1 protein-coding gene is annotated in these 388 nt (G+C 67.0%); it reads right to left on the bottom strand.

All coding sequences use genetic code 11. From position 1 onward, the window contains the following. Positions 1-85: 85 nt before the first annotated feature. Positions 86-388, bottom strand: a 303-nt coding sequence (locus EN852_RS35895; protein ID WP_210238298.1) for a hypothetical protein, incomplete at its 5' end; no start/stop codon positions are given.

The following is a 388-nucleotide window of genomic DNA, read 5'->3' as shown; positions in this document are numbered from 1 at the left end:
GGCCAGCACGGGGGCAACGGGAGACAGACGCATGCGGTGCTCCTTGGGTGAATCACACGACCGCCCGCAAGCGGTCGCTCAGGGGTCAGATCGATTCGTCCTCACGCTTGACCAGCTGCCAGCACGGCTTCTGGGCAAAGGTGTAGACCTGCTGGTCGCTGGTATCGGGGGTGCGCATCTGCACCTGCACCTGGCCGTCGGGCAGGCGGGTGACCTGCATCTCGCGGCCCTGCCGCTGCAGCGTGGCCGGGTCCGGCATCACCGGCCATTCGACCTTGGCAAGCGGCACCTTCTCCTCCACCTTGCGTGGCTCCGGCTCGGCTTCGCCGTCGATGTGGCTGTCCAGCAGCGGATCGGCAGTGGACGTTTCCTGCAGCGCGATCTCGTT

The sequence above is a fragment of the Mesorhizobium sp. M2E.F.Ca.ET.209.01.1.1 genome (genome assembly GCF_004010375.2).
Taxonomy (GTDB): Bacteria; Pseudomonadota; Alphaproteobacteria; order Rhizobiales; family Rhizobiaceae; genus Mesorhizobium.
This window is presented reverse-complemented; position numbering and strand designations above follow the sequence as displayed.